This is a genomic window from Pseudomonas sp. JAI111 (assembly GCF_024809425.1).
Classification (GTDB): domain Bacteria; phylum Pseudomonadota; class Gammaproteobacteria; order Pseudomonadales; family Pseudomonadaceae; genus Aquipseudomonas.
Map to the genome: position 1 here is coordinate 285,034 of NZ_JANUCB010000001.1, position 21,661 is coordinate 306,694.

The 21,661-nt window shown below is 57.6% G+C and carries 23 protein-coding genes and 1 pseudogene; 10 read left to right on the forward strand and 14 right to left on the reverse strand.

Annotated elements, in window-relative coordinates; genetic code table 11:
• The first annotated feature begins 2 nt into the window (after nucleotides 1-2).
• The 4 genes from HNR03_RS01335 to HNR03_RS01350 all read left to right on the forward strand — a co-directional run bounded on the left by HNR03_RS01335 (nucleotide 3) and on the right by HNR03_RS01350 (nucleotide 3,491).
• Nucleotides 3-1,109 (forward strand): Zn-dependent alcohol dehydrogenase, encoded by a 1,107-nt coding sequence (locus tag HNR03_RS01335; RefSeq protein WP_259150237.1) that lies wholly within the window; start codon nucleotides 3-5, stop codon nucleotides 1,107-1,109.
• 111 nt (nucleotides 1,110-1,220) lie between these two features.
• Entirely contained in the window at nucleotides 1,221-2,093 is an 873-nt protein-coding gene (locus tag HNR03_RS01340; protein WP_259150238.1) for an SDR family oxidoreductase, read from the forward strand.
• Nucleotides 2,090-3,073, forward strand: a complete 984-nt coding sequence (locus HNR03_RS01345; RefSeq protein WP_259150239.1) for an aldo/keto reductase — start codon at nucleotides 2,090-2,092, stop codon at nucleotides 3,071-3,073. The genes HNR03_RS01340 and HNR03_RS01345 overlap by 4 nt, the downstream gene beginning before the upstream one ends.
• A gap of 79 nt (nucleotides 3,074-3,152) precedes the next feature.
• Nucleotides 3,153-3,491 carry an EthD domain-containing protein gene (locus HNR03_RS01350; RefSeq protein WP_259150240.1) on the forward strand — a complete coding sequence of 113 codons (339 nt, stop codon included), beginning with the start codon at nucleotides 3,153-3,155 and terminating at the stop codon, nucleotides 3,489-3,491.
• A gap of 64 nt (nucleotides 3,492-3,555) precedes the next feature.
• On the opposite strand, the gene HNR03_RS01355 is transcribed toward HNR03_RS01350, so the two are convergent.
• The 14 genes from HNR03_RS01355 to HNR03_RS01420 form a co-directional block, all read right to left on the reverse strand.
• Nucleotides 3,556-4,368 (reverse strand): N-acyl homoserine lactonase family protein, encoded by an 813-nt coding sequence (locus HNR03_RS01355; RefSeq protein ID WP_259150241.1) that lies wholly within the window; start codon nucleotides 4,366-4,368, stop codon nucleotides 3,556-3,558.
• Between the two features lie 44 nt (nucleotides 4,369-4,412).
• On the reverse strand, nucleotides 4,413-5,672 hold the full coding sequence (locus HNR03_RS01360; protein ID WP_259150243.1) for an alpha/beta fold hydrolase: 1,260 nt from the start codon (nucleotides 5,670-5,672) through the stop codon (nucleotides 4,413-4,415).
• A gap of 54 nt (nucleotides 5,673-5,726) precedes the next feature.
• Nucleotides 5,727-6,908 (reverse strand): cytochrome P450, encoded by a 1,182-nt coding sequence (locus HNR03_RS01365; protein ID WP_259150245.1) that lies wholly within the window; start codon nucleotides 6,906-6,908, stop codon nucleotides 5,727-5,729.
• Between the two features lie 68 nt (nucleotides 6,909-6,976).
• Nucleotides 6,977-7,297 (reverse strand): 2Fe-2S iron-sulfur cluster-binding protein, encoded by a 321-nt coding sequence (locus tag HNR03_RS01370; protein WP_259150247.1) that lies wholly within the window; start codon nucleotides 7,295-7,297, stop codon nucleotides 6,977-6,979.
• 67 nt (nucleotides 7,298-7,364) lie between these two features.
• Complete coding sequence (locus tag HNR03_RS01375; protein ID WP_259150249.1) at nucleotides 7,365-7,748, reverse strand: carboxymuconolactone decarboxylase family protein; 384 nt, start codon at nucleotides 7,746-7,748, stop codon at nucleotides 7,365-7,367.
• Nucleotides 7,745-8,686, reverse strand: coding sequence for an NAD(P)-dependent oxidoreductase (locus HNR03_RS01380; protein WP_259150250.1), 942 nt, complete (start codon nucleotides 8,684-8,686; stop codon nucleotides 7,745-7,747). Before HNR03_RS01380 ends, HNR03_RS01375 begins: the two co-directional genes overlap by 4 nt.
• A 111-nt stretch (nucleotides 8,687-8,797) precedes the next feature.
• Complete coding sequence (locus HNR03_RS01385) at nucleotides 8,798-9,688, reverse strand: alpha/beta fold hydrolase (protein WP_259150251.1); 891 nt, start codon at nucleotides 9,686-9,688, stop codon at nucleotides 8,798-8,800.
• A gap of 51 nt (nucleotides 9,689-9,739) precedes the next feature.
• Nucleotides 9,740-11,242: a class I adenylate-forming enzyme family protein gene (locus HNR03_RS01390; RefSeq protein WP_259150252.1), complete on the reverse strand. Its 1,503-nt coding sequence runs from the start codon at nucleotides 11,240-11,242 to the stop codon at nucleotides 9,740-9,742.
• A complete protein-coding gene (locus tag HNR03_RS01395; RefSeq protein ID WP_259150253.1) occupies nucleotides 11,243-12,022 on the reverse strand; it encodes an enoyl-CoA hydratase/isomerase family protein in 780 nt (259 codons plus the stop codon).
• Nucleotides 12,023-12,032: 10 nt separating this feature from the next.
• Nucleotides 12,033-12,815 carry an SDR family oxidoreductase gene (locus HNR03_RS01400; protein ID WP_259150254.1) on the reverse strand — a complete coding sequence of 261 codons (783 nt, stop codon included), beginning with the start codon at nucleotides 12,813-12,815 and terminating at the stop codon, nucleotides 12,033-12,035.
• A 12-nt stretch (nucleotides 12,816-12,827) separates the two neighbouring features.
• The gene (locus tag HNR03_RS01405; protein WP_259150255.1) at nucleotides 12,828-13,895 is read right to left on the reverse strand and encodes an acyl-CoA dehydrogenase family protein; all 1,068 of its coding nucleotides are present in this window, start codon (nucleotides 13,893-13,895) and stop codon (nucleotides 12,828-12,830) included.
• Entirely contained in the window at nucleotides 13,895-15,049 is a 1,155-nt protein-coding gene (locus HNR03_RS01410) for an acyl-CoA dehydrogenase family protein (protein WP_259150257.1), read from the reverse strand. The genes HNR03_RS01405 and HNR03_RS01410 overlap by 1 nt, the downstream gene beginning before the upstream one ends.
• Nucleotides 15,050-15,062: 13 nt before the next feature.
• A complete protein-coding gene (locus tag HNR03_RS01415) occupies nucleotides 15,063-15,956 on the reverse strand; it encodes an enoyl-CoA hydratase/isomerase family protein (protein ID WP_259150258.1) in 894 nt (297 codons plus the stop codon).
• Between the two features lie 4 nt (nucleotides 15,957-15,960).
• On the reverse strand, nucleotides 15,961-17,319 hold the full coding sequence (locus HNR03_RS01420; protein WP_259150259.1) for an aromatic ring-hydroxylating dioxygenase subunit alpha: 1,359 nt from the start codon (nucleotides 17,317-17,319) through the stop codon (nucleotides 15,961-15,963).
• A 382-nt stretch (nucleotides 17,320-17,701) separates the two neighbouring features.
• Between HNR03_RS01420 and HNR03_RS31860 the strand changes: the two are divergent.
• The 6 genes and pseudogenes from HNR03_RS31860 to HNR03_RS01445 form a co-directional block, all read left to right on the forward strand.
• Nucleotides 17,702-18,025 (forward strand): annotated as a pseudogene (locus tag HNR03_RS31860) (thiamine pyrophosphate-dependent enzyme); the annotation flags it as partial.
• 150 nt (nucleotides 18,026-18,175) lie between these two features.
• Nucleotides 18,176-18,580, forward strand: a complete 405-nt coding sequence (locus HNR03_RS01425; protein ID WP_259150262.1) for a hypothetical protein — start codon at nucleotides 18,176-18,178, stop codon at nucleotides 18,578-18,580.
• Between the two features lie 116 nt (nucleotides 18,581-18,696).
• On the forward strand, nucleotides 18,697-18,915 hold the full coding sequence (locus tag HNR03_RS01430) for a transketolase C-terminal domain-containing protein (protein WP_259150264.1): 219 nt from the start codon (nucleotides 18,697-18,699) through the stop codon (nucleotides 18,913-18,915).
• Nucleotides 18,916-19,109: 194 nt separating this feature from the next.
• Nucleotides 19,110-19,436 carry a lipoyl domain-containing protein gene (locus HNR03_RS01435; protein ID WP_259150265.1) on the forward strand — a complete coding sequence of 109 codons (327 nt, stop codon included), beginning with the start codon at nucleotides 19,110-19,112 and terminating at the stop codon, nucleotides 19,434-19,436.
• Nucleotides 19,437-20,237: 801 nt separating this feature from the next.
• Nucleotides 20,238-21,110: a cache domain-containing protein gene (locus tag HNR03_RS01440; RefSeq protein WP_259150266.1), complete on the forward strand. Its 873-nt coding sequence runs from the start codon at nucleotides 20,238-20,240 to the stop codon at nucleotides 21,108-21,110.
• Nucleotides 21,111-21,230: 120 nt separating this feature from the next.
• Nucleotides 21,231-21,656 (forward strand): MarR family winged helix-turn-helix transcriptional regulator, encoded by a 426-nt coding sequence (locus HNR03_RS01445; protein WP_259150267.1) that lies wholly within the window; start codon nucleotides 21,231-21,233, stop codon nucleotides 21,654-21,656.
• Nucleotides 21,657-21,661 lie beyond the last annotated feature (5 nt).

Here is a 21,661-nt window from a genome sequence, read left to right on the forward strand (position 1 = left end):
CCATGAAAGCAGCAGTTTTGTATCAGACCGGAACGCCACTTGTAATCGAGGACCTCTCACTGGGTGATCCAGGCCCCGATGAAGTGCGAATAAGGGTTGCAGCCAGTGGTCTTTGCCACAGCGACTATCACTTCATGTCAGGTGACCTGCCCCACCCATTGCCTGTGGTCCTAGGCCATGAAGCTGCCGGGATCGTTGAGGCTGTCGGTTCCGCCGTGTGCACCCTGAAGCCTGGCGACCATGTAGTCAGTTGCATGAGTGCCTTCTGCGGAGGTTGTCCGCAGTGCATGGGCGGTCACAACTATCGCTGCGACAGCAAGCCCGCCCGCAGCGGGATGCCCGAGCGGTCAGCCTTGCGACTGGGAAACCAGCCTGTCTATCCATTCGGTCAACTCGGCGGTTTCGCCGAGGAAATGGTAGTGAACGTCAATGCCGTTACCCGGGTACCTAGGGAAATGCCGCTGGATCGGGCAGCTACCCTCGGCTGCGCCGTTTTGACGGGCTATGGCGCTGCCGTTTACAAGGCCCAGGTGCGGCCGGGAGAAACAGTAGTCGTCATTGGTTGTGGCGGCGTAGGTTTGAATGTAATTCAAGGGGCCCGCGCAGCAGGCGCAGCAAGGATTATTGCCGTCGACATTGCCGCTACCAAGCTCGACCTGGCACGCCGTTTTGGCGCAACAGATGCGATCCACAGCAATGATGATGTTGTCGCAACGATCATTGAGCTGACCAAAGGTGGCGTGGATCACGTCTTTGAGGTGATCGGGCTTCCTGGCACCATCCGCCAAGGATTCCTGATGCTGAGAAAAGGCGGGCAACTTACGCTAATCGGCGTGCCACGCTTTGACGCCAGCCTCGATTTCCCTGCCTTGCCATTCATGCAGAAAGAGGTACGAGTCACAGGCTCCCTAATGGGCTCTGTGCCTTTTTCGCTAGCCATTCCAAAACTGGCGAATGAGTATCTCGCCGGGCGCCTTCAGCTCGATGAACTGATCTCCCGGCGCATATCGCTCCAGGACATCAACCTTGGCTACAAGGCGCTGATTGCGGGCGAAGAAGCGCGCACAGTGATCGTATTCGACGACGTGCTTCGGGCGGCCGCCGCTTAATACAAAGTTCGGTTGGGCCCTGGCCACCAGCAGTTCGCCGGTGGCTAATATGCAATCGGCCCTTCCGAGCTCAACATCAATCCTGGCCGCCATTTTCAGGAGGGAGTGCCCATGGAGTTACTGAAGGGAAAGGTCAGCGTCGTCACCGGCGCTGCAGGTGGAATTGGCGAAGCGCTTGCCCTGGCGCTCGCCGCGCGCGGCAGTCGTGTCGCGCTAGTGGATATTTCTCTGGAAAGAGCCCAGGCCGTCGCCCAGACCATTGGCGATAGCGCCCGATCTTATAGTTGTGACGTGTCAGATCTGGCCAAAATGCAAGCGTTGGCCACACAGATACAGAATGATTTTGGCGTCATCAATCAGGTGTTCGTGAACGCAGGGGTTGCCGTCGGTGGCAAGCTCACACAGATCACTGCCAGCGATTTTCAATGGCTGTTCGATGTCAACGTGCGTGGTTCTTTCAACACGATCACCGCCTTTACACCGGCATTGCTTGAGCAGGCGGCCAGGCAAGATCTGGCCCGGTTTGTATTCACCGGTTCGGAGAACTCGGTAGGCCTGCCCGATACTGCTGAGATGACCGCCTATACCGCCACCAAGCATGCCTTGCTGGGCATGGCCGATGGGCTGCGGCGCGATCTGAAGGAGACTGGCGTAGGCGTATCGATCTTTTGCCCTGGACTGGTCAATACCCAGATCTGGAACAGCCGCGCCAACCGCCAGGAACAATATGGTGGCGCGGCGCAACTGCCGGCAGAGGTTGCTGAGCGGGTACAAAGTGCCATTGCCAGCCACGGACAAGATCCGGCGCTTACTGCGCAACTGTGCCTCGAGGGTATCGCTCGTGACGAGTTCCTTATCATTACCGATCCGAAGATTCGCAATTTCGCAGAACGCCGACACGCGCAAGTGGCGCAAGCACTCGACACGCTGGACCAGCGTTTCGGGAAATTTGAAGCGCAAGGGCCGGGAGGCACCGAGAAATGAAGTACGTCAATCTAGGAAAAACCGGCCTCAAGGTTTCGCAACTGTGCCTGGGCTGCATGAGCTTCGGCCAAGGCAAGATGCACTCAGGTTGGACCTTGCCCGAGTCAGAAAGCCTGCCATTCTTCAAGCGGGCGATCGATGAAGGCGTGAACTTCTTCGACACCTCGGACGCCTATGCCGAGGGGGCCAGCGAGATTGTGTTGGGCAAAGCCATTCGGGAGTTCGCCCGTCGTGACGAGGTGGTAATCGCCACCAAGTTCTATGCGCCCACCGGTCCTGGTGCAAATGAACGCGGGGCTTCGCGCAAGCACATCATGGCTGCTGTCGATGCAAGCCTCAAACGGCTAAACACCGATTACATCGACCTTTATCAGCAGCACAACTGGGACCCGACTACTCCTCTGGAAGAAACCCTCACAGCGCTGGACGACCTGGTTCGTGCCGGGAAAGTCCTTCACATCGGTGCGTCCAATTACAAGGCCTGGCAATTGGCAAAAGCCTTGCAGATTCAGACGAATAATGGGCTCAGCCGGTTTGTCTCGATGCAGGTTCAATACAACCTGATCTATCGGGAGGAGGAACGCGAAATGATCCCTCTGTGCCAGGACCAGGGCCTGGGTGTGCTGGCCTGGTCTTCACTAGCCCGCGGCTTCCTGGCAGGCAATCGCTCCCGGGACGGTGAAGCCTCGACGGTACGAGCACAAACCGACGCCTTGGCGCGCAAGCTTTACAACAGCGAGGACGATTTTGCGGTTCAGCAAAAGCTCCATGAGCTTGCGGCCGCTAAAGGCGTCCCTGCCATGCAGTTGGCTCTGGCCTGGATTGCAGCTCGCCCCGGCCTGACCGCCCCTATCATTGGCGCCACCAAGATCGAGCAGTTGGAACAGTCATTAGGAGCCTTACAAGTCAGCCTCGATGATGCCGACATGCAGTTGCTCAATGAAGCCTACCGCCCTCGCCTTCCCTTCTCGTTCAACTGAAACGACCTATACAGAGCACCCTGCGAGCCGCCTTTCCAGGCGGCTTGTTCATTTTCACCAAACGATGGAGCTATATACGATGATCAAGGTAGTCATGTTCATACACCGGCATCCCGACCTGAGTTTTGACCAGTTCCGCCAACATTACGAGGAAATCCACGTCCCGCTCGCCCTGTCCAAACTGACCTATCTGCGTAACTATGTACGCAATTATCTCCCCCTGCGTGAGGAGACATCGGGTCGTCCGTGCGACTGCATTACGGAGTTATGGTTCGATGACATGGAATCTCTCCAGAAGCAGTCTGCGAAAATGGTGGGCGATACTGAGCTCTCCGCAGATGAAGCCCTTTTCACTGATCAGGAACGTACTTACACCAGTATCGTTGAAGAATTGATAACAGTCATTCCGGGGATTTAGGGTTTTCGAGCCAGGCCGGGCAAAGAAAAAATGCCCGGCACTGGAGGCCGGGCGAAATGGGGGGCTATCGAAGGGCAACACCTTGAGGAACGGTCTTCCAGAACTCGCCATCATGACCGTAGAAAATCCTTGCGCCCTGAGCCTGCATCGCCCTCAGGCGTTTCAACGTGTCCAGAGCAAGTTCCTGGTCGAAGTTATGCGGCGGCACGCGGAGCTCGTCCAACGAGCGCTTGAGATAACAACAATCGGCCGACAGCACTACGTCGCCTTTTGGTAACTTGATACGTGCACACTGATGACCTGGTGTGTGGCCGTAGCTGGGGAAAATCAGCACCGAACCATCGCCGAACAGGTCCAACTCCCCGTCGATCTCCCGGACAGGGTGCCCGACGTCGAAATCCTTGGTGTTGTATAGCTTGCCATCATTGAGCTCAACCGCGGCCCTACGCTCCCGGCGCTGCACGATGATCGTGGCATTGGGAATGGAGGCATTGCCACCGCAGTGGTCGACATGGAAATGGGAATTAACGATCCATTTCACCTGGCGCGGGTCGATATCAATACTGCGCAGTCTTGCTGCGATATCGGCACTCTCGTCGAATTCATAGCCTGTAACATCGGGAGCTAAGCGGAAGCCTGCTTCACGAATGAAGCGGCGACCTAGCCCGGTGTCGAACAACGCAAGGCCTTTGGGATGCTGGATTAGGTAAGCAGGTACAGGGGAACGGATAATTTCACTTTCACCGCCGTCGAGAAAAAAACCGACCGGAGCCTGGAACCACCCGCAAGTAAAGGCGAAAAGCTTGACCATTAAATAACCCTTCTTGAAAACCTCGGGGCCGGATTCAACGGGTTGGGCAAAGCGATCTTGACCCACTTTGCCCACTTCCTCAATCGAATCAGAGCTCCCCGTTGACGGCGTCAGAGCTGCAGGATTGCATCCAGCACGGGAATCAACTCTTTGCGAAAGCCCATTGGGTCATCGGTGGGAGCAAAGTGACTCAGGCCTTTCATTTCTCGATAGATCGTTCCGGGTATGTTGGCAGCCACAGCAGGCCCACCCACTTCCAGATTCCGGGCGCTTAAGTCGTACTCACCTACCAGGACATAGACTGGCGTCTTGTCCGGACGCATCAGGTGACCATCGACGCGCAGGTCATGGCCAGAGATAAAGTAGTCGTTGTCGCCGGCATAAATACCGGGGAAGTTAGAGGCGTAGTTCCAGTAGATTTCCTGACGGTATGGCTCTGGCCCTTGCGGAGCTGTGACACCCAAGCACAGGGAAGCGTAGAAATCCTGCGAGCGGGTCGGGTCCCGGAACTGGTCATTGCCGCTGTGGCGCGGAAGTGGGGCATACCAGCCATTGAGCGAGATCACGCCACGGAGTTTGTCGTGGTGATGTGCCGCCAGATCCAGTGCCAGGTTTCCACCGACCGAGCAGCCCATGAAGATCGGCTGATCAATATCTAGCGCCTCCATCAGGCCGATGACCCAGCCCATCAACTCCTCCTTGCTGGTGCTGTAGGGTTGCTCCCACCAACGCTCGCCAAAAGGTGGAAGCGAGCGCCCATGATAAGGCAGATCATAGGCAATCAACCGGCAACGCTTCTGCAGTTCGGGATCGGCAAGCTGGTGGCGATATTGCCGCCCGTCACCTCCTGCGGTGTGCTGCATCAACAGAACAACATCACCTTCGCCGGACTCTTCGTAGTACATACGGGCGACTTTTCCGTTGGCCTTGACTCGCACATAACGGCCCACCGCGGTATCCGTATCTACGAACAGGTCCTCTGCTTGCTGCACCGCCTCGCAGCCATACAACGTTTCGCGCAGGACATCGAACAACCTGGCGAAGCCGCCGTGATAGGCTGAAATCAACTCCGGCGTCAGGCCTGAGATGCGAACCCCCTTGCCCATCCCGGAAGTCAACTGTTCATAACCCGGTGCGCGCTCAGGACCCAAGGCCTTGTCCCAGAACTCGAGCGGCCCCTCAAAGCACAGCGGCGCAACACCGCTCGACGGGCCCACCGCAGTGACTTTGCCACTTTCAAACGTAATATCGAGCGCAGGGCTCAGGAAAGGCAGGGCAAGAGTCCCCGAGAAACCGCGTAGACGATGCGCGAGCTCACGATCCGCCCGTGCTTGGGCAAATAGTGCTTCGGCGCTGATAACTGTCGACATGAAATTCACACCTGTGTTTGGAAACCGATCAAATTGCAATGACGAGGCTGCCTGTCAGACAGCCTTCATTGGCAACCGGCGGATCGCATTGATAGCCACATCGATTGCTCGCTGGGGAGCACCATCGAGCTCAAGCTTCAGACCTGCTTTGCGGAACTCATCGAGGAGGATTTCAACCTCGAGCCGAGCCAGGTGTGCACCGATGCAGAAGTGCGCGCCCCCGCCACCGAACGCGATGTGGCCTTTACGGTCCCGGCGATAGTTGTAGCGATGGGGGTCCTGGTAAACCTCGGGGTCACGATTGCCCGCCGCGTACCACATCATCACGAAGTCGCCCTTCTTGATCTGCTTGCCATGGATTTCAACGTCCTGCAGCGCGGTTCGGCCCATATGGTTGACCGGAGAAACCACACGCAGGAACTCATCGATCACCTCCCTGAGCGACTCGCGGGGCGCCTCATCCACCTGACGTTGTACGTCTGGATCACTCGCCATCAGCAAGAGGCTCTGAGCAATCAGCGTATGGGTGGTCTCGAAGCCTGCGATCATCAGCGAATACACCGATTGCTGGTACTCGCCGTCAGTGATGGGGCCGTCAGCCGCAGTTGCCAGCATCAATTCAGTGGCCATGTCAGCCCCCGGTTGCTTGCGCTTCAGTTCCCGCAGCTCCAGTGCATAAGCTTCGACCTGGGTACGTGCAGCCATGTACCCCTGAATACCGATTTCCGGATCCATCCGGCCGAACAGTGCTGTAGCCCAGGTCACGATGTTATGCCGATCCTCATTCGGTACACCAAGGATGCTGGCGATTACCTGCGCCGGAAGCTCCGCAGCGATCTCAGCGATTGCGTCGAAACTCCCAACAGTTTTCACTTTGCTCACGATGGCAACGCAAATCTCACGGATCCAGTGGTCGAACTGAGCCACAACGCGGGGCGAAAACGAGCCAGCCAGGAAGCTACGAAGGCGCGCATGCCGAGGACCATCGGTGAACATCAGGTTGTCTTCACCACGCGTACCGGCTGGAACATTGGGATAGAGAAAACCGAAGGCGGAGGTGAAGCGTTCCTTGTCCATGCTCAGCGCGCGGATGTCGGCATGGCGGGTCAGCGACCAGAGCTTTCCGCCACGCGGGTCATCCTGCAAATGGCACGGATCCTGAGCACGCAAGTAATCGAAGTAAGTATGCGGCGGCCCCTCGGCGAACGTGGCAGGATCCACCAGATCCAGATGCATGGTTTCGCTCATCTTCCCTTCCCTCTAAAAATCACAGTGCTGTATTGAGATTATTGTGTTTGATCGACTCAGTATTGAGACTCGGGGAGATGAACCACCAATCCATCCAACCCCTCTGCAACGATCAGTTGGCAGGACAGTCGACTGGACGGGCCGGCATCTACTGCGCACTCGATCAAGGCCCTTTCATCGTCAGTTGCTGCAGGGATGCGCTCCAGCCAGCCCTCGTCAACGTAGACATGGCAGGTGGCACAACTAAGGCACCCGCCACACTCGGCCGTGATGCCGCCCAGGCCATACGCCAACGCCACCTTCATGACGGAGTCACCTGGTTGGGCTTGGGCTTCAATACGATTGCCACCGTGCTCTACGAAGGTAATCTGAGTCATAGGGGAAATTGCTCCACTCTTTCTTGTTTTTAACGGGCAAACGAACTTCGGCTAACGGGTCAACCGCTCAGCCTTTACCTTCGCCGGAAATTTTCTGCACCACACCCAACGCTGCAGCCGCCGCCGCTACGCCACCGTAAACCGCCAGGTGGTTTACCCATTGCGCCAACTGCTCGGAAGACCAACCGTTATTGAATGCTCCCCGAACGTGCAACTCCAGTTGTTCCATACGCCCTTGGATGGCGAGAATGGTGATGGTGACCAGGCACCGATGATTGATCGATAGGTCCGGATGTGACCATACATCCCAGACTGCGGACTCCGACCACTCCAGCAGTGGTTGTGAAAGGACGCTGGGCGATACTGTGAAGGAGCTTGGGCCCAATACCGCCTCACGTGCTTGCGCGCGACGCGAAAGGGTCTCTTCATCGACTGACAGATGCCCGCTCATGGTTGTCCCTCTTGCTGTACCAATCGGTTTTTATCCAGAAGCCCATCGGCTATACCGGAGCGAGCCGCCAACATGGCTGCCAGTTCGCGGTTGTCACACTGCCCCAGGTCGCGGGCCAACGCCTCGAGAAAGTTCTGCTCGGCCATCGCGGCAAAGGGGGCAGATGCGCCCACTGCTCGAGCATGCTCGGTCGCTATGGAAAGATCTTTATATGAGAGAGAAATCGGAAAATGCTGTTGGCCAAGCGCCGCGCCATCGACCATCCGCGGCAAAATCCAGCGCGTAATCGCGCCCTGCCCGTAGGCGCCTTCGGTAAGGATATTTAGCATCGTTTCGCTGGCGATCCCGCTCTTGAGTGCGAGGACCATGCCCTCAACAGCCACCTGAATCGACACGTTAAAAACCATATTGTGAATCAGCTTGGCAACAGTTCCGAAACCCAAGGGGCCGATATGGTAGAGCCGATTACCTACAGCCTCGAGAGCCGGTCGCGCCTTGGCGATTGCCGCTTCATCACCCCCCAGCATCAACAGCAATGTGCCGGCGACCGAGTTCTGTGGTCCACCACTGACACACGCCTCCACCAGGTGCCCCCCCTGAGCCTGTACCTGGGTGCCAAGCTCGCGTACGAACTCAGGTGATCCTGTGGTGCATTCGACTATCAATGCCCCTGGCCGCAGACCGGCCAGAACACCATCTGCAGCGGTCATCACCTGCTGGGACTCCTTGGGGCCGGGCAAACAGGTAAAGACGACATCGGAAGCACTCGCAAGCGACGCTGGTGTGGCATGGCGAATCGCACCGGCATCCACCCTCGACGCGACGGCATTGTCGACGACATCATAAACGTTTGTCCGGAAACCCTTGGCGATAAGGTTATCGGCCATGGGGCCGCCCATGCGACCCAGACCGATAAAACCAACGCTTGGCTTGCTCATGCGAACCTCACTGCTGCGCAGTCACACGCTGTAATTTTTGGAATCGTGCACGCTAGTGCAAAGGAAGGTAACCTTAATAGATATCTTAGTCAACATAGATAACTATGTTCATCATGAAATGCTTGTGCTCGATAGCAATGTGCGCAGGCAAGCAACGATTGCGAGCGGCTGATCAAGCATCACATGGTGATGCGCTTCAGGAATTTCGACCACACCACGACCAACCCGCAGCAGCGCATTAACGCGCTGCATGTGCCGAGGTGACGCTAGTCGGCTGTACTGGCCATGAACGAGCGTCGTGGGTACACCCAGGGAGGTCAACATCAACGTGCTGTCGGGCGCCCGTTCTAACGACCCCAACTTGCACTGATCGAATTTCCAGGTCCACCCTCGATGACTTCGCGTTAATGAATGTTGCGCCAGGTAAGAGAGGATATAGTCAAGCACGGGCTGTTCCGGAACCAACCGGTAACGCGCCATTGCAGATTGGATATCCGCAAAAAACCGGGGCTGCCGGGCAGGTCCGTAACCAGATTTCAAAGGCGGATGGTCATCGAAGTGGATGTAGGCATCCAGTACGATCAATTGATTAAATAGCGCCGGGTAGACAGAACAAGCCTCCAAAGCTCGCGCACCGCCAAAGCTGTGTGCCACCAGGCTCGCAGGTCCGCGATCCAAATGTCGGACGATTGCCACAATCTCGTCGCTCCACAATTCAGCGGTATAAGCATCGCGATGAGAGCTCTCACCCATGCCGGAAAAATCCATGGCGACTACACAGAACTTTCCGATAAGAAACGGTGCGACAAAATCCCACCAGTGCGAATGGGCAAGGAATCCATGCACGAATAACAGCAAAGGCTTTTCCACGTCATCAGGATTCCAGCATCGGTAGTGGACCTGTGCTCCTCCAACGTCGACCTGCCCGTGTGTGGTGGGAAGCGCGACCATGCGCGCGAACCAGCCGGGTGCGCCTGGCTGGCAGCTGGTACTTGGGCTCATTTCAGGTCTCTCCGGAAGCCCGCCCGGAACTAACCAGGCGGGCGGAGCGGATCAATGGATCTTCGACAGCAGCTCCTTGACTGCAGGACGACTGATCTTGTCCGAGACCGTCCGCGGGAGGCTCGTGACCACATGGACACGAACCGGTACCTCATAGGGAGTCAGGTTGTCCTTCGCGAATTGCCTGATCGCTCCCCCGTCCAATTCGCTCCCGGGATATCCCTCAACCACCGCTACCGGCACTTCACCAAGACGCTCATCAGGCAGCCCGAGCACGATTGCGTCGTACACCCCGGGATAGCGCTTGATCACCTCGGCGACCTTGCCTGCCATTACCTTGAACCCGCCCCGGATGATCGCATCGTCTACACGACCAACAATGTAGAGGAAACCATCAGCGTCGACCCGGGCCAGATCGGTGGTGGTTATCCATTCACGACCACCATCGATACGATCGAGTTTGGCTTCGAGAATACCCTGACCACCGTTCACTATTTCCTCGCGGGTATCGGGGTCGACGATCCGCAACTGCACGCCCTTCGAAACCCGCCCCACGCTGCCTCGCTTGCTTAGTGCATAGGCCTTGTGGTCGTCGAGGGTCCAGCTGGTGACCACGCCCATGAACTCAGTCGCGCCATAAGTAGTGAGTACCGGCACACCGAACTTCTCTTCGAAGGCCAGTTGCAGCTGGACCGGAAGAGAAGCCGTCCCTGCACGCACGGCCCGGACACTGGCGAAATCTTCGCGGGTTGCAGCGCTGTCTACCATCATCTTGATTGCTGTGGGCGGGAGCGGCACGAACTTGGGTCGATACTTCACCAACGCCTGGCGATACTGCTCGGCATCGAACTTTTCGAACAGCACCAATGGCCGAACCTCGAACACCGACATCAGAGTGTTGAAGGTCCCACTGGTATGGACAAGCGGGCTGAACATTAGCGTCGGTGAGCTTTGCGGTTTCAGCTGGAAGTCGTCCACTGTGCCTTTGGCACTGCGCACGCCATCGCGAAGTGATGACGCGATCGTGCGCTCGGAAACTGGAATGCGCTTTGGCGCACCGGTAGTGCCACTGGTCTGAATCTCGATCAGCGTCCCAGCGCCGCGTAACCGGAAGGTTGTCGCCTCAAGAGGCGCCAATCGCTCGAACACCAGACACCCCTCCTGAACTTCTGCAGCAATTACCATGGTGCCGCATGAACGTGCGGCTTTGACAACCTCCGGCACAAGATCGTCCCGACTACCGAGTAGGCAGCCCAGCTCAAGACCTGCGATTTCCTCAACCACCAGGGTTACGGGACGGATCGCGTTGATCAGCAGAAGCCCGCGGTCGGCACCCAGAGTGGAAATGAAACCACCTAGCTGTTCCAGCCGGTTGCGCCCCAGCAAGCCGATAACAGCATCACGAGATAGGCCTGCTTCGACAAACAACTCTCTTAGATCCCCGATGGCGGTGTTCAATGCTTGCCAACTCAGGGTCTGACCTTCGAAATCGATGGCGGTCAGCAAGCCACCGGCTTTGGTGGCATCCACTATGTGTTCGGCGATTCCAGACATTTAACGGACCTCGAAGTCTTTGCGCTTTCCGCTCTGCAGCATGTTTTCTACTTGCGCAATGCCCTGCGCATTGCCCAGCTGGGTATAACTCAACCCCCGGGCCATGGCCTGCGACCGCCCCATGTCGAGTGACTCCCAGATTGCCCTTACCGTTCCCTGAGTGGAAACTGAGGGTTTGGAGGCGATGATCGCAGCTACCTTGCGAGCCCGCGCCCAAAGCGCATCGTGGGCAACCACCTCGCTCACCAGACCGATCTGATGGGCGCGCTGCGCACTCATGCGCTCCTCTACCCCCATGAGGGAAACACGCAGAATCTCACCCAACGGCATTCGACGAGCCATGCTGATGGGTTCTAATGCCGCGACCAGGCCGAAATCTACATGCGGGTCGAAGAAGGTTGCATCTTCCGAGGCGATTACAACATCGGCTCCGCCCAGGATATAGAAAGCGCCACCAGCACACATACCACTGATAGCACAGATTACCGGCTTCCAGAGCTTGTGGTGCTTAGGGTCAAGGCTTTCACCCGGATCGGGCTTGTTCCAGATATTGTCCGGGTAGTCGAACCCCTGGACCCGATCCAGGCCTGTGGAGAACGCCCGGATACCATCTGCCCGAAATACCACTGCATGAATATGGTCGTCGTCCCGAACGACCTGCCACAGCCGTTTGATCTCGGCCATCATCTCGGCGTTGATTGCATTCATTTTGTCCGCACGGTTGAGCGTGATCGTAGCGACGTGATCGTCACCAACTTCGAATTGTACGAGTTCAGTCATCTTCAGGTTCTCAGCGTTTGGGCAGCGTGATGAAGTCACCGCTGGCATCACCCAGCTTCATACCACCGTCGCAATCTAGGATGGTGCCGGTCACGTAACTGGCGTTTTCAGACGACAGAAAGATAGCCGCCTGGGCGATATCACTAGGTAGCCCGAAGCGGCGCAGCGCAGTGTGCTCGCTCCATTTGAGCTTGTCTTCCTCAGTAGGCGCCATGCGTTCGACACCTTCGGTTCCGCGAATCGGCCCTGGGGAAATAGCATTCACGCGAATGCCGGCCTGCCCCCATTCCATCGCCAACACCTTGACCACCATGTTCACACCTGCCTTGGCAGCACATACATGGACTTGCTGTGGCAGTGGCTGCACGGCCTGCGGCGCAGTAATGGCGATCAGCGAAGCTCCGGGCTTGAGGACAAAATCGTAGGCCGCACGGAACACGTTATAGGTGCCCAGTAAGTCGATATCGACCACTGTCTTGAAGCCATTCGCCGAGATACCCACGGCCGGCGACATGAAGTTGCCCGCTGCGCCGGCGATCACCACGCTGGGTGCCCCCAACGTTTCAGTTGCCCGCTCGAACAATGCACACACCGCCGCGAAATCACGCACATCGGCACTACCAGCCATGACGGTGCCACCCGTTTGCGCGCGGATCTGCTCGGCAGCATCCTCGGCCTTGTCCGGATCGCGTCCGAACACCAGCACCTTGTCACCCTGGGCGGCAAAGCCCTTGGCGATACCCAGATTGATCCCGCTGGTACCACCCGAAATAAATACGGTCTTGCCTGTCATGAAAACCCTCTCTTACCAGCCGGACATTGTGGCGACACGCGCACGGTGCAACTGGGGCATGCCCAGATAGGCCTGATCGAACAACGCACGCTTGAGCCAGACATGTGCGCCATATTCCCAGGTGTAACCGATGCCGCCATGGGCTTCGATCATGCGGCGAGTGATCTTCGGGTACACCTCGGTGATATGGGCTTTGGCCAATGCCGCAGCCTCATGGGCGCCCAGCGGTGCGGTATCGAACAGATGGGCGGCGTACCAGTACAGACCGACGCAGGGCTCCACCATCAATGCCATGTCAGCCAGTTGGTGTTTCACTGCCTGGAAAGCGCCGATTACCTGGCCGAACTGCTCGCGCTCCTTGCTGTACTCCACCGCCAGATGCACGGCCTGGGAAGCGCCACCGAAGGCATCTGCAGCCAACAGAATGAGCCCGGCGTCTACTAAGCTCTGGCCAGCCGCCAATGGCAGACGCTCCATGGCGACCTGGTTGAATTCCAGATGGGCCAGCGTACGCCCAGCATCTGTTGACGGGACCGCAGTACGCTCGATACCGCTGGCATCGCCCTTAACCACCGCCAGCGCTCCGCCCTTGAGGCCAACCACAATCAGATCAGCGCCTTCGGTGTGCAGCACGTACTGCTTGCGACCGCTCAGATGCCCTTCGCCTTCAAGGGTCCAGGTATCGGCTGTCCACTCACCCTTGGCTTCCGCCAAGGCCACCGTGGCGCGCAGTTCACCCGTCACCAACGCCGGCAGCCATCTAGCTTTCTGCTCGTCACTGCCGGCAATGGTGATGGCCAGTGTCGCCAAGGCATGCTCGAAGAACGGACCCGGCATGGCATAACGCCCCACCGGCTCGGCCACCACGGCCAGATCCAGCAGGCCAAGACCGAGGCCACCATATTCTTCCGGCACCACCATGCCGCCGATGCCCAGTTCCATCAACCCGCGCCAGATCGTCAAGTCGGCGTGGCCATGCTCGTGCGGCTCAAGAGCACGGTTAATCGGGCATTCAGTACGCAGATAATCCACCACAGCGTCCTGAAAGGCGCGCTGTTGCTCGTCTAGATCGAACCTCATTATTGACTGCTCTCCCGCGGCAAGCCGAGACCACGCTCGGCGATGATGTTGCGCTGGATATTGGAGGTGCCGCCGGCAATCGCCGCCGCCAGGGAGTTCATGTACTGATTGACCCAGCGCTCGTTCCCCGGTCGGCGGTTACCGATTGGGGAGATCAACCCTTCGTCTTCGAGAATCGCATTGGCAACCTCCGCCACCGCCGCGGCGTAGTTGGATTGGCCAAGCTTGTTCATCATCTGCAGCAGGCCGCCACCATCACCAGACAGCTCACGACTCATCTGAATGAAGCTGGAGCAGCGCTGCACTTCCAGCTCGGCCTTGAGCGCTGCCAGTCGATCGCGTACCCAAGGATCCTTGATCGCCGGCACACCATTTTTGACGGTCCGTTTCGCCAGCCCCAGCAGGCTGTCGAACAGGGACTCGGAGCGGTCGATGCCACCGAGCATGTTGCGCTCATGCTTGAGCAACGACTTCGATACGCTCCAGCCCTCGCCTCGCTCACCGACGATCCAGTCCTCGGGGGTCACCGCATCGGTGAAGAACACCTCGTTGAAATCATTGCCGCCGTTGATCTGCTTCATCGGGCGGATATCAATGCCCGGCTGATCGAGATTGATCAACAGGTAGGAGATACCTTGGTGCTTGCTCGCCTCCGGTTCGGTGCGAATCAGCGCGAACATGTACTGGCAGTCCTTGGCATAGGACGTCCATACCTTCTGGCCATTTATCACCCACTGTCCATCGCGCAATACGCCACGGGTCCGCAGGCTTGCCAGATCGCTGCCCGAGCCCGGCTCGCTGAAGCCCTGGGCCCAGCGATACTCGCCGCTCAGCGTCTTGGCGACAAAGCGCTCCTTCTGCCATTCGGCGCCGCGCTCGAGCAGGGTCGGCACCAGCATCTGCACGCCATTGCCTTTGATTTCCCCCGGCGCCTTGGCCGCAGCGAACTCTTCGGCAATGATTCGTGCCCGGATGACATCGGACGGCTGCTCAGAACCGCCGAAACGCTTGGGAATACCCCGATACAGGTAGCCGGCCTCAATGGCCTGCTGACGAAAGGCGACGACATCCGCACCTTCCTTCCAGGTTTCGCGAAGAAAGCCGCGTACCTGTTCTCGGTACTCGTCGTGTTCTGGTCCGTAGTTAAGTTCCATAGTCCGCGGCGCCTCAGTCGAACCCCAGGTCGTCCCAGACCTGGTTGAGGTTTTTCATGGCCTGACGGCCGCCGACGCGATCCCGCTCGCGCAGAAAATTGATCTCGTCCTCTCGCCATACCACGTTGGAGAACAACGAGTGCCCTACGGTAGCGAAGTTAAGGAAGGCGCCAATACCCAGTCCATGGAAGTATTGCTGCAGCGCACGTTTGCCGAGCATCAGGTTGTCGGTGCTGTGGGCCGCCACGGCGCGGGCATATCGCAGCGCTTCGTCTTCCAGTTTTTCACGCGGCACCACCGAGTTGGCGACCCCCCACTCTTTGAGCTCCTGGGCGCTCATCTTGCGACCGGTCAGAAGAATCTCCATCCCCCGGTTCAAGCCCAGGCGCAGCATGGTCATCGGCAGTTGGGTTTCGAAGCCGGCAAAACCAATGCGGCTCTGACGACGAGCTACATACGCATCTTCGGAGAGGATCAGAATGTCAGCCGTCATGGCAAAGGAGAACCCCTGCCCCAGCACAGCGCCTTGCGCTGCCAGGATCACCACCTTGTCGCCCCAAATGGTGCCGGTCAGGGTGCTGTCGAGCAGCTTTCGGATACCACGCATGCGCTTGGACTGGCCAAGCCGACCACCCTTTTTCAGGCCGAACGCCTCGACCGGCATTTTCTTGGTGTCTTCTCCGGAGCAGAAATCACTGCCGTTACCCGCCAGGATGATCACCTTGATCTCGTCGTCGTCCTGCGCCTTGGCGAACGCCTGGGCCAGCATGTCGTTCATGTCCGGCGTCAGGATCGCATTCTTGCGGTGCGGCCGATTCAGCGTGATACGGGCAATATGGCCGTCGATGATTTCATACAGAACGCTCTGGGAGAGATCTTCTTCGACGCTATCGGGAATACTGTTCATGGCGCTATTTCTCTTGGGCGTTGATGAAGTCGTCGATGCGACTGTGATAGTGGCGAATACGCGCTTCTTGGTAGCTGGCCAGAACCAGCCCCTTCATGACGGTGGATTGCAACCCCATCCACACGCCTTCAATGTTGTCGTAGTCCTGATCGAAGATCGGACCCAAACGCCCAAGGGCGGCGCACTCTACAAATGGCTTGTCTTCGGGCAACCACTCCACTGCAGGAGCCCTAGGCATCGCTTCGGCAAGGTTACGCGGCGTCATCACGTACACTTCCATGATGCAGCTGTCGTGATTGTCCTTATTGGGGCGGAAGCGATAGACGATCGGAAGCCCCATGCCATACCAGGGCATGAAGTTAGGGAATAGGAAGTACTCGATCGCATCGAGCAACTCGACATCGTTGAGATGGTCCAGCGACTTGCCCATCGCAGCGGCGGCCGCTTGACGGCGTTGATCCGCCAAAGCGCTGCGGTAGGTCATACCATCCGGAACCTGAATCGGCTCGCGCCCGGTGCCCTTGGCGGCATAGTCCGCGAACTCCTGCTGCGACATCTTGCGAGTGATACCGGAAGCCTGTGCTACCGACACGGTGGCCAGACGGCTGACGTTGCGGTCGAAGATGTCGTACTGGGTCTCAGCGTACTCGGACACTGGCACCGACTGCGGGTGCGTCGGCATCACGTGGTAGGACTCGATAAACGCTTCCATGGCCACCTTCCAGTTGCCGGGCACTATGCGCGCGACATGCACAGCAACCCGGAAGTCTTCCAACGGCAAGCGCTTAAAGTGCGCCGGAAGAACGCCCAACCAATCCTCGAAGGACTCTTTACCGTCCGCGTCGGGATTGATGAAGACAAATCCGCCCCAGGTTCCCACCCGCGCCTCCGGAAGGTTCATGTTGCGTTCGCAGGTTTGCGGAAAATCCCAGTCCTCGGTAATGCGGCGATTACAACCATCGAGCCCCCAGGACCAGCCATGGAACGGGCAGGTAAATGCTCCTGCCTTACCCTGCCCCTTGACCAGACGCATGGCCCGGTGCAGGCAGGCGTTCGGGTAGGACTTAATCTCGCCCTCTGCGACCCTAACCACGATGAACGAGCGATTGCCGATCTCGTAAGTGATGTAATCACCGACCTCCGGGATATCGCCTTCATGGCAGGCCATCTGCCAAACATGCGGCCACATTGCTAGCATTTCGCGCTCATGGAATGACCGCGAGATGTAGCGTTCGACCGACAGATCAGCGGTGCCCATATCAAATTTCGAGCATTCGGCGAAGGCCCCCTCGACCGGCCGCAGCTGATCTTCGGCCATTCGACTGGCAAGGGTAGGCTTTTTTGCTTTTTCTTTATTGGACATTTGCCCTCCTGGAAACCCACATCGCGACCTGGGAGCAAAGCCACCCGAGCGAACGGTAGTAAACATCGCCAATATAGTTAACTATGTTGAACCGCGCAACAGCTTTTATGTTAGCCGCTAGTCTCAGGCAGAAAGTATATAAATTAGGTATATAGGTTAGCCTTACAGAGGTATGTCGTTTCCAGAGGTTCAGCAGGTACGCCTGACGCCCAGCTGAGACCGATGCACCATGCGCTACTGATAGGAGAAGACTTCGTGCCGACGCTCGCAGCCCAAGAACAACCAACTCTGCTTCAGCCGGCATGAAGACGATTTATCGACGCGTTGCCCTGATTCGCGCTGCCGAGCGAGGCATCGCCAAGCAACTGCGCGCAGGCAAGATATCCTTCAGCTTATATCCGGTTACCGCAGGCCAGGCGTTACCGTCAGTGGTCGCAATCCTGAGGCGCCGGACCCCACCTTCAACGATGCCATCACCCGGGCACGTCAAGGAAATGGACCAACGTTCATCGAATCGGTGACCTACCGCCTTGGCGGCCACTATCTCGCCGACACCGGCGGCTACATGAACCAGGAGGAGCTTACCGCTGAGAAAGCCCGTGACCCGGTGCAGGCCCTGCGTGCACAGTTGATTGCCGATAGGCTCGCCAACGAGAGCGAGCTTCAGGCACTAGAAGCCGACGCCAATACAGAAGTAGCCCGGAATACCGCTACAGTGATAGAGACCCGGCAGAACTTTGTAATGAAACTGACCTGCTTAGCGATGTCTATCAAGACCCGCACTTCACCCCGATCAGTCGTACCCACACTGCGACACAACCAATACCCGAAGGCACTCTACGCAAAGCGACCATGCGTGACGCGTTCAAATGAAGCATTGACGATTGTCATGGTTCAAGACGATCAGGTGATCATGCAGGGCGAAGACATTGCCGACCCTGCGAGCGGTGTAGTAGGTATCATTCGCGGATTATCGCCACGTTCGGTGACCGAGTACGCTCCACGCCTATCGCAGAGCAAGGCATCTTCGGATGCCTGTGTCGGCGCCGGCCTAGCCGGCATGAAGCCGGTAGGTGAGCCGCTGATGATGGAATTCCTGCCAGTAGCCATGGACCAGATGGTCAACCACTCTGCCAAAGCCCGTTACATGACCGGCGCACAGATGTCGGCCCCCATGACCATGATGACTCTGGTAGGCCCAAGCAACGGCACTCAGCATTCGCAATCTACCGAAGCCTGGCTTATGCCCCCCCGGGCCTGAAAGCCTGCTATCCGAACCACCCGACTGACGCAAAAGGGCTGCTGCTCAGCGCTATTTTTGATCCGGATCCGGTGGTGATCATCCACTCGATGGCAAACCTGTGCGGAAGCTCAGAAATGCTCGAAGGCGAATACCGCATTCCACTGGGTCTCGCTGCCATCCGTCGCGAAGGCAGTGATGTCTCGATCATCTCCTACGGCCCCGCAGTCAGCGACGCCATCAAGGCGGCCCACCAGCTATCCGAGCAAAGCATCAGTGCCGAGGTCATCGATTTGCACAGCCTCGTCCCACCGTATCGGCAGACTATCTCTCGAAACCGGTCGAGCTGTGATTGACCATCGGACCACAGACCTCATGGGCCATCGGCTGAGATATCTGCCCTGCTTCACCAAGAGCTGTTCGGAAAACTCAAAACTCCGGCGCAACGTGTGGCCGGCGCCTAAGCACCAGCACCCAAGCATCCCGGCATGCTCAGCCTACGCTACAAGGGCGTGAACGCTATCGTCAAAGCCACCCTGGGCATTATGAGATGACTGACCTCAAAATCCCCACCGCAGGCGATGCTGTATCTGAATTACAACTGGTCGAATGGATTGCTGAAAACGGTGCCCACATCAACGAAGGCGATGTGCTCTATTCGATCGAGAGCGACAAATCCGTCCTGGACGTCGAGTCTCCCGCCAGCGGCAAACTGGTCATTCTAGAACGAGCCGGGGAGATCTTCCCAATTGGTCATTTGGTAGGCCGTATTGAGTCGAGATGGCCCCACAGCGTCGCTGGCATGCATCGAGATACGCTACCTGCCGTTGTTCAAGGCGCAATTTGCAACCTATTCGCCTGGGTTGAAGTAGCATGAGAGCAGGCGGGTATCCTGACCCTCAGCGCCGGACAAGCCGGAGGTGAAGCGGCAAGCGAACTACGCAAGCTCCGTCTACATCGGACTTGTGGTGCTGATAGGCGACGAACCCCACTGTTGTGATCATGCTCATCCGTTCTAAGACCAGGCATTACCAGCGATTCAAGCCCAGCGGAACGAAAATGCGTTGCGTGAATCCGGCGCTTGCAATTCAATCAGGCACGACTCAACATAGAAAACTAAGTTAGCTTTTAAGTCCAAATCCATACACCGAAAATATCAATTTTCGAAAGCATGCAGCATCCGCCCATGCTTTCAGTACCGCGCATGCAACCCTCTGCGAGCTCGCAGAGGGTAAGTGCCCTGCGCCGCCTTTCTCCACGAACAGAAGGGCGGCGCTGGTTCCCTGTCGCGAAACAGCCAGAGTTGAGAACACCAGATTGAGCATGCTTTGAACAGCGGAACAAATGGCTGTTGCGGAAACAAACCTGGCGATCTAATCTACATAGGTAGCTACGTTAAAACAGATAGCCCCAACGGGTTTTCTGTGCCGATGGTGAACTAGAACAAAAACAATAGAGGGCCACCTCATGCGCACGCACCTCCTAATGCTCACCTGCGTTTTTCATCAGTTGGTCGGCTGCTCCGAGCTCCCTGCTCCCGCTACCGACAGGCATCTTGCGCAACACCACTACTGCGTTCAATCAACGGAACCCGTATGCAGCCTCCCCGCCAGCGTCTCGCTGGGCGGGCTGTTTCGTTGAGTTTCGTCGAACCGACTTAACCAACAAAGGACCTTGTATGCACCCGCACTACGCGCTGAGTTTTGCTTGCTTAATCGCTTTCTCCGGTCTGATCATGGGGGCGGAGCCTCCAGCCCCCCTAGAGGCCTATCAAGCAGAAGCGAGTCAAGCTAGAGGCCTGCTCGCCAAGGCCGTGGCCGCGTACAAAGAAGAAGGCGAAACCGTGTTGGCTCAGCTTAGTCGCCAGGGAAGGTTCACCGCTCCAAACACTTACGTGTACGTGATCAACACTCAGGGCGTGATGCTGGCCAGTGGCGGCCCCTCCGCCATTTACATCGGCCGGGATATCCGTCCGATGCTCGATGACGAACTGAAAAACGCGCTCAACGAAGCCCTATCCAGTGCCAACGATGACGTTGCCCATAGCCGCGAATACCATTGGATGAACTGGCAAGATGGCAAGCGCGAACGCAAGCGTGTGTATTTTCAACGCGTAGGCGACAAGGTCTTTGCGGCCGGTTATTACATGCCTCGCTCCTCCCCTCAGGAAGCAGCCCAGTTGCTTGGCGACGCAGTGAGCGCCCTGCAGACAGATCCGCGCGCCACCCTGGAAAAAATCAATCGCCTGGACGCATTCTTCAACCGCGACGATCTCTATGTGTTTGTTATCGATGACACCTCCCAGAAATTCGCCGCCCATGGCGCAGACCACCGCCTGGTGGGCACTGATATCCGAACGCTGAGGGGCGCAGATGGCGAGCTGATCGGCCCGCGCCTGCTTGCCGCCGTCAAAGGACGAGTCCAGGGAGAAGCCATCTACGCATGGCGCAATCCGGTGACGGGAAACAAAGAGCAAAAGCACACGCTGATGAAGCGGCAGGGGAATTTCATCGTCGCTGTTGGCTATTACGCGACCCGCCCTACCCCATGAGCACGGTCAGAGCATAACCACCTCCCTGCAATCGAATTACGCCTCGACAGCCAATGGCATAAGTCGCCGGCAAAAATACGTCCAATTAGTACGTATTACTCATTATGAGGATGACACCCGATGAGCCCTGACCAGATAAGCCTGGGTTTCTTGATCGTGGATGTGGCGAAACTGATGCGCCGCTCCTTCGAGAAACACCTCGCAGGCAACAGGCTGCCTCTCAGCCAGGCCCGCACGCTGATCTACGTGGCCAAACATCAGGACTGCCGGCAAGTTGATCTGGCAGACATGCTGGAAATAAAGCCGATCACCCTGGCCAGACTGATCGACAAGCTGGAACTCGCGGATCTGGTTGAACGCCGTCGCGACCCTAATGACCGTCGTGCCTACCGTCTGTTTCTGCGTCCCAAGGCAGAAGCAGAACTCTCAACCGTCGCCCTGGTTGCCGAACAAACGCGACGGCAAGCGCTGCGCAACCTTTCCTCTGACGAAGCCCAGGCCCTGGTCTTCGCCTTGCGTCATGTCCGCACCAACCTCTCTGCATGAGCCAG